The organism is Teichococcus deserti, assembly GCF_001982615.1.
Classification (GTDB): Bacteria; Pseudomonadota; Alphaproteobacteria; order Acetobacterales; family Acetobacteraceae; genus Pseudoroseomonas; species Pseudoroseomonas deserti.
The window spans coordinates 1-6,286 of the sequence record NZ_MLCO01000436.1; the positions used below are offsets into that span (position 1 = coordinate 1).

Consider the following 6,286-nt stretch of genomic DNA (forward strand, 5'->3'; position numbering starts at 1 on the left):
CCTCGACGCCGGGCTGCAGCGGCAGGCGGGGGGCGCCGGCCTGCAGCTCGCCGGATTCGACGGCGGCGCCGGCGGCGAAGCGCGCGACGGCGCCGAGGTGGGAGAGATGCGCTCCGGCCACGCGGGCGGCGGCCTTGCGGGCGGCCATGCCGGTCTTGTCCAGCGGCTCGGCCAGCAGGGCATTGGCCTGGGCGGCGCTGGCGGGGGCCTGCGGCAGCCGGGCCAGGGCGCGCTTCGAATCGGCGAGCTTGGAGTCCTCGCCCTTGCCGTCCATCGCCTGGTCGAGCAGCGACTTGAAGGCCCCGCCGGGCGTCAGCCGGCCGCCGGTCAATCGGGCGCCCGCTCCCTGGCTGGCGGGATCCGGGCTGCCCGCTGCGGGCGCCTGATCCGGCTTGGGAGAGGGGGTCCTGGCGATCGATGGAATATCCATAGCGCGCGGCAGACTGCTCTGCCCTCCCTAAGGAAGGATTTCCAACCCTGGCTTTAGCCCAGATTGCGGGTGGCGCAACAAAAGCCTTCGCGTGATGGCTTTTCTGGGGCGGTCAGGTTTTGGGCGGTCAGCCCGGTGCCGCAGCCGGCCTGGGCTCGGGCAGGCGCATCCAGGCCGGGATCCGCGGCCGCAGGGTGGCCTCGCCGCAGGACAGCGCCTCGCCCGGGGTCAGCGGCAGGCGCAGCAGAGCAAGGCCGAGGCCTTCCGCGTGGCCGGAGCGCATCTCTCCCACCTCGGCGCCGTCGCGCAGCACCGGGGTGCCGGGCTCGGGCAGCGGGCCTTCGACGGCGACCGGGACCAGCCGCTTCTTCAGCAGGCCGCGATACTTGGTCCGCGCCGTCAGCTCCTGCCCCATGTAGCAGCCCTTGCTCCAGGAGACGCCGGCGAGCTCGTCGAAGCCGGCCTCCAGCAGCACTGTCTTCTCCGCCTCCATGTCCGGCGCGCCGTCGGGCAGGCCGAGCGACAGGCGGTGGCGGGCATAGTCGCCGCTGGCCGCCGGCATCGAGTCGTGCGGCAGGATCGCGCGCCAGCCGGCCTCGGGGAGGCGCGGGTCGGCGGCCGCAATGACGCCCCCGGGCGGGGCGGCGCCGTCCCAGCCGGCCAGCACGCCCAGCTCCGGCCGCGGCGTCAGCGTGACTCGGGAGCGCAGCCTGAAGCGCGACAGCCGCAGCACCAGCGACGGCGCCTGGTCGGCGACGCAATCCATCAGCAGCGCGTCATCGCCGGCCATGAAAAAGAAGTCGGCCAGCCATTTGCCCTGCGGCGTCAGCAGCGCGGCCCAGACGGCGCGGCCCGGCGCGACGGCGGCCACGTCGTTGGAGACCAGCCCCTGCAGGAAGGCGATGCGGTCCTCGCCGGCGATCTCGATCACGGCGCGGTCGGGAAGGGGGGCGATTGGCATGCGCCAAGAAGTGGCGCGGCCATGCCGGAAGGGCAAGGGCGAGGGAGACCAGAGCGCGGCTGCGCTTCCGGCGCGATCCGTGCTAAGCGCGCGGCCAGCATGCGCATCCTGTTCGTGACCGCGACCCGCATCGGGGATGCGGTGCTCTCCACCGGCCTGATCGACCACCTGCTGCGGACCTATCCGCAGGCGCGGTTCACCATCGCCTGCGGCCCGGTGGCGGAGGGCATCTTCGCGCGCATGCCGCGGCGCGACGCCACCATCGTGCTCAGCAAGCGGCGCTTCGCCGGCCACTGGCTGTCGCTCTGGGGCGAGGTCGCGCGGCGGCGCTGGGACCTGGTGGTCGATCTGCGTGGCTCGGCGCTGTCCTGGCTGGTGCTGACCAGGCGCCGCGCGGTGATGCATGGCGGCAGGCGGGCCGGGCACAAGCTGCAGCAGCTGGCCGCCGTGCTGGGGCTGGACCCGGCGCCGCGCCCGGCCGCCTGGTGGGGCCCGCAGGACGAGGCCCGGGCCGCGGCGCTGCTGCCGGGCGAGGGGCGGTTCATCGCCCTCGGCCCCAGCGCCAACTGGGCCGGCAAGGTCTGGCCGCCGGAACGTTTTTCAGAGCTTTTCCGGCAGCTCACCGCGCCGGGCGGGCGGCTGGAAGGCGCGCGCCCGGTGGTGCTGGCCGGCCCCGGCGCCACCGAGGCCGCCATGGCCGCCCCCGTGCTGGCGGCGCTGCCCGGCGCCATCGACCTGGTCGGCCGGCTGGAGCTGCCGGAGGCCGCCGCCGTCATGGCGCGCTGCGCCCTGTTCCTCGGCAATGATTCCGGGCTGATGCATCTCTCGGCCGCGGCGGGCACGCCGACGCTGGGGCTGTTCGGCCCGACGCCGGCCACCGAATACGCGCCGATGGGCCCGCGGGCGCGGGCCGTGCTGGCGCGCGGCACGCCCGGCCAGGCGGCGATGGAGGCGCTGCCGGTCGAGGATGCGCTGGCCGCCGCCATCGCCCTGCTGGACCAGCCGGCGACATGACCGGCGCAACCGCCGCCGAAAGCGGGCATTCTCGGGACAGGAGCGCTCGGGACGGGCGCGCGAAGGGGCAGGGCTGATGCGGGTGGCGCAGGTGATGGCGGGCGCCCGGATGGGCGGCGCCGAGGGGTTCTACGAGCGGCTGACCTGCGCGCTGCACGGCTCGGGCGAGGCGGTGCTGCCGGTGATCCGCCGCGACCCCGCGCGCGCGGCGCGGCTGGCAGTGCGCGGCCTCGCGCCGCTGCAGCTGTCCTTCGGCGCCTGGTGGCTGGACTGGCTGACCCGGCCGCGGCTGAACGCGGCGCTGAAGCGCTTCGAGCCGCAGGTCGTGGTCTCCTGGATGAACCGCGGCACCCGCTTCACCCCGCGCGGGCCCTGGACCCTGGTGGGGCGGCTGGGCGGCTATTACGACCTCAAATACTACCGCCATTGCGACCACCTGGTCGGCAACACCCGCGACCTGGCGCGCTGGATTGCGGAGCAGGGCTTCCCGGCCGAGCGGGTCCATCACCTGCCGAATTTCGTCGACGAGATGGGCGGCGTGCTGCCGGCCGAGCTCGAGATCTTCCAGGGCGGCGGTCCCCGGCTGCTGGCGCTGGGGCGGCTGCATCGCAACAAGGGCTTCGACACCCTGCTGCGCGCCATGCCGGGGCTGCCCGGGGCGGTGCTGGCCATCGCCGGCGAAGGGCCGGAGCGGGGCGCGCTGGAGAAGCTGGCGCAGGAGCTCGGTGTCGCCGAGCGCGTCCGCTTCCTCGGCTGGCGCCAGGATGCCGGGGCGCTGCTGGCCGCCTGCGACATCTTCGTCTGCTCGTCGCGGCATGAGCCGCTGGGCAACATGGTCCTCGAGGCCTGGAGCGCCGGCAAGCCGGTGGTGGCCGTCGCCGCCCAGGGCCCGACCGAGCTGATCCGCGACGGCGAGAACGGGCTGCTGGTGCCGCAGGAATCGCCCGAGGCGCTGTCCGCCGCCATCGCCCAGCTGATCGACGCGCCGGAGCGCGCCGCCTCCCTGGCTGCCGCCGGCCGCGCCGGATACCTGGCCGACTACGCCGAGGCGCCGGTGCTGGCCCGCTGGCAGGCCTTCCTGCAATCGGTGGCGCCCATCCAGGCAACGGCGGCCCAGGCCCCGGCGGCCCAGGCACCGGCCCAGGCACCGGCCCAGGCACCGGCCCAGGCACCGGCCCAGGCCCCGACGGTCCAGGCACCCGCCATGACCGCGCCGCCCGCGCCATCCCCCACCCTCAACGCGCCCCTTCCGGGCGGACAGGTCTGAACCCCGCATGTGCGGCATCGCCGGACTGATCCTGAAGCAGGGCGCCACCCCGGACTCCACCCCGGACCCGCTGACCCTGCAGCGGCTGACCGCGGCGCTGGCGCATCGCGGGCCGGACGGCGCCGGGCATCACGTGGCAGGGTCGGTGGCGCTGGCGCATACGCGGCTGGCGATCATCGACCTGGCCACCGGCGACCAGCCGCTGTTTGCCGGATCTGCCGCGCTGGTCGGCAATGGCGAGGTCTACAACTACCGCGAGCTGCGCCAGGACAACCAGCTGGCCTGCGCCACCGGCAGCGACTGCGAGCCGCCGCTGCACCTGTTCCGCCGCGACGGCATCGGCTTCGCCGAGCAGCTGCGCGGCATGTATGCCCTGGCCATCCATGACCGCGCGGCGCGGCAGCTGGTGCTGGCGCGCGATCCCTTCGGCATCAAGCCGCTCTATATCGCAGAGCTGCGCCAGGGCATCGCCTTCGCCTCCGAGCCGCAGGCGCTGATCGCCGCCGGGCTGGTGCGGCCGCAGGTGCGCGCCGAATCGCGCAGCGAGCTGCTGCAGATGCAGTTCACCACCGGCGCCGAGACCATCTTCGAGGGCATCCGCCGCGTGCTGCCGGGCGAGACCATCGCCATCGCCGATGGCCGCGTGCTGGAGCGCCGCCGTCGCCACGCTTTGCCCGAGGGCGCCCCGCGCCCGGCCACCGAGGCCGAGGCGCTGGCCGCTTTCGACGCAGCGCTGCAGGGCAGCGTCGACCTGCACCAGCGCAGCGACGTCCCCTATGGCATGTTCCTGTCGGGCGGCACCGACAGCGCTGCCGTGCTTGCGATGATGCGGCGGCTGAACGAGGCGCCGGTGCGCGCCTATACCGCCGGCTTCGACGTGCCCGGCGCCGCCGACGAGCGCGATCGCGCGGCCGCCCTGGCGAAGGCCGCCGGCGCCCGGCACGAGACCATCACGGTCACCGAGGCGGAGGTCTGGAAGAACCTGCCGGACATCGTCGCCGGCATGGACGACCCGGCCGCCGACTACGCCATCATCCCGACCTGGTTCCTGGCCCGCCGCGCCCGGGCCGAGGTCAAGGTGGTGCTGTCCGGCGAGGGCGGCGACGAGATCCTGGGCGGCTATGGCCGCTACCGCGCCGCCATGCGGCCCTGGTGGCTGGGCGGCAAGGCGCCGCGCACCCGCGGCGCCTTCGACCGGCTGGAAGACGTGCTGCGCCAGCCGCCGACCGGCTGGCGCGACGGCATCGCCGCCGCCGAGGCCGCCGTCGCCCTGCCGGGCCGCACAAGGCTGATGGCGGCGCAGGCGCTCGACGTCGCCGACTGGCTGCCCAACGACCTGCTGCTGAAGCTGGACCGCTGCCTGATGGCGCATGGGGTGGAGGGGCGCACCCCCTTCCTCGACACCGCCATTGCCGAGGCCGCCTTCCGCCTGCCGGACGGGTTGAAGGTGCGCAACCGCGCCGGCAAGTGGCTGCTGCGCGAATGGCTGTCGCGGCATTTCCCCGCCGCCGAGCCGCACCGCCCGAAGCAGGGCTTCACCGTGCCGGTCGGCGCCTGGATCGGCGCCCAGGGCGAGCGCCTGGGCGCGCTGGTGGCGGCGCAGCCCGGGGTGATGGAGGTGGCGCGGCCGGAGAAGGTGGTGGCGCTGTTCAAGGCCGCCGCCGGCAAGCGCGAAGGCTTCGCCGCATGGCACCTTCTGTTCTACGCGCTCTGGCACCGCCGCCACATCGAAGGCGTGCTGCCCGGGGGCGCCGACACCTTTTCCTACCTGGCAGCGCGCTGAGCGCGCCTCAGGCGGCGACGTAGATCCAGGCGGGGAGAGTGCCCTCGGCGGTCTCGACGGGCACCTCGACCCGGCGGTAGCCTTCGCCCTCGAAATCGTCGAGGCGGGGCCAATGCGCCGGCAGGTCGGCCGATTCGAACAGATGCACGGCGACCGCGCCGCCGGCCGGGTCGGGCACCAGCGCCGGATAGCCCAGCGCTGCGCCCCAGCCCTCGGCCACCAGCCAGCCGCGCACCACGCCCTGGCGCCACTGCCCCGCCAGCCCGTCCAGCTCGTGGTGGTTGACCCGGCCGGGCGCCAGGGTGCCATAGGTGGCGAGGCGATGGTCGAGGCTCATGCCCAGGTCACCCTGCCGCGCAGCGCCAGCCGCAGCCCGCGCAGCGCCGCCCAGCCGTTGAAGCCGAAGAAGCCCAGGCCGAAGCCGCTGACGCCGAGATAGAGCACCAGGCTGAGCAGGTCGCCCAGCAGCCCGCCCAGCGAACCGGCCAGCAGGGCGGCGGCCGGCGCCATCACCGGGTCTTCCTGCACCATGGCCCAGCCGTCGCGCGCCTCGTCCCACGCCAGCAGCGCGCCGATGGTGGTGATGAACAGCATCATCGGCCCGCAGGCCAGCACCGCCAGCAGGCTGGCCGCCAGCAGCGCCAGCCCGTGCCGCCGTGGTGCCCGCCCGGGGCCCAGCCCGATCAGCGCCAGCACCGCCACCGCCGCCGGCAGGCCGATCAGCAGGCCGGTGCCGATGTCATGCCCGCTGCCCGCCAGCAGCATCCGCTGCGCCTTGGCCGCGCCCAGCGCCAGCCCCGCCATGGCCAGCGCGGCGGCGGCATTGGCCAG

General features: G+C 74.8%; 7 protein-coding genes. 3 read left to right on the top strand and 4 right to left on the bottom strand.

What is annotated here, in order from left to right:
* Both BKE38_RS32565 and ygfZ read right to left on the bottom strand, forming a co-directional pair.
* A partial coding sequence (locus BKE38_RS32565) for a hypothetical protein (protein WP_165694314.1) occupies nt 1-331 on the bottom strand: 331 nt, incomplete at its 3' end.
* A 226-nt stretch (nt 332-557) separates the two neighbouring features.
* Entirely contained in the window at nt 558-1,391 is an 834-nt protein-coding gene (ygfZ, locus tag BKE38_RS28575) for a CAF17-like 4Fe-4S cluster assembly/insertion protein YgfZ (protein ID WP_076960528.1), read from the bottom strand.
* A 99-nt stretch (nt 1,392-1,490) separates the two neighbouring features.
* Here ygfZ and BKE38_RS28580 point away from each other — a divergent pair, with 99 nt between their 5' ends.
* From BKE38_RS28580 to asnB, 3 genes are all read left to right on the top strand, one after another.
* Nucleotides 1,491-2,405: a glycosyltransferase family 9 protein gene (locus tag BKE38_RS28580; protein WP_076960525.1), complete on the top strand. Its 915-nt coding sequence runs from the start codon at nt 1,491-1,493 to the stop codon at nt 2,403-2,405.
* 76 nt (nt 2,406-2,481) lie between these two features.
* Nucleotides 2,482-3,672 carry a glycosyltransferase gene (locus tag BKE38_RS28585; RefSeq protein WP_083747937.1) on the top strand — a complete coding sequence of 397 codons (1,191 nt, stop codon included), beginning with the start codon at nt 2,482-2,484 and terminating at the stop codon, nt 3,670-3,672.
* A gap of 7 nt (nt 3,673-3,679) precedes the next feature.
* Nucleotides 3,680-5,455, top strand: coding sequence for an asparagine synthase (glutamine-hydrolyzing) (asnB, locus tag BKE38_RS28590; RefSeq protein WP_076960526.1), 1,776 nt, complete (start codon nt 3,680-3,682; stop codon nt 5,453-5,455).
* 7 nt (nt 5,456-5,462) lie between these two features.
* Here asnB and BKE38_RS28595 read toward each other — a convergent pair whose 3' ends face one another.
* On the bottom strand, nt 5,463-5,792 hold the full coding sequence (locus tag BKE38_RS28595) for a gamma-glutamylcyclotransferase family protein (protein ID WP_076960527.1): 330 nt from the start codon (nt 5,790-5,792) through the stop codon (nt 5,463-5,465).
* On the bottom strand, nt 5,789-6,286 hold a 498-nt coding region (locus BKE38_RS32570; RefSeq protein ID WP_207553717.1), incomplete at its 5' end, for a hypothetical protein. The genes BKE38_RS28595 and BKE38_RS32570, both read right to left, overlap by 4 nt.

Excerpts from the sequence above, each read along its gene's own strand:
- ygfZ (WP_076960528.1), bottom strand. The coding sequence starts at position 1,391 with ATGCCAATCGCCCCCCTTCCCGACCGCGCCGTGATCGAGATCGCCGGC.
- BKE38_RS28580 (WP_076960525.1), top strand. The coding sequence starts at position 1,491 with ATGCGCATCCTGTTCGTGACCGCGACCCGCATCGGGGATGCGGTGCTC.
- BKE38_RS28585 (WP_083747937.1), top strand. The coding sequence starts at position 2,482 with ATGCGGGTGGCGCAGGTGATGGCGGGCGCCCGGATGGGCGGCGCCGAG.
- asnB (WP_076960526.1), top strand. The coding sequence starts at position 3,680 with ATGTGCGGCATCGCCGGACTGATCCTGAAGCAGGGCGCCACCCCGGAC.
- BKE38_RS28595 (WP_076960527.1), bottom strand. The coding sequence starts at position 5,792 with ATGAGCCTCGACCATCGCCTCGCCACCTATGGCACCCTGGCGCCCGGC.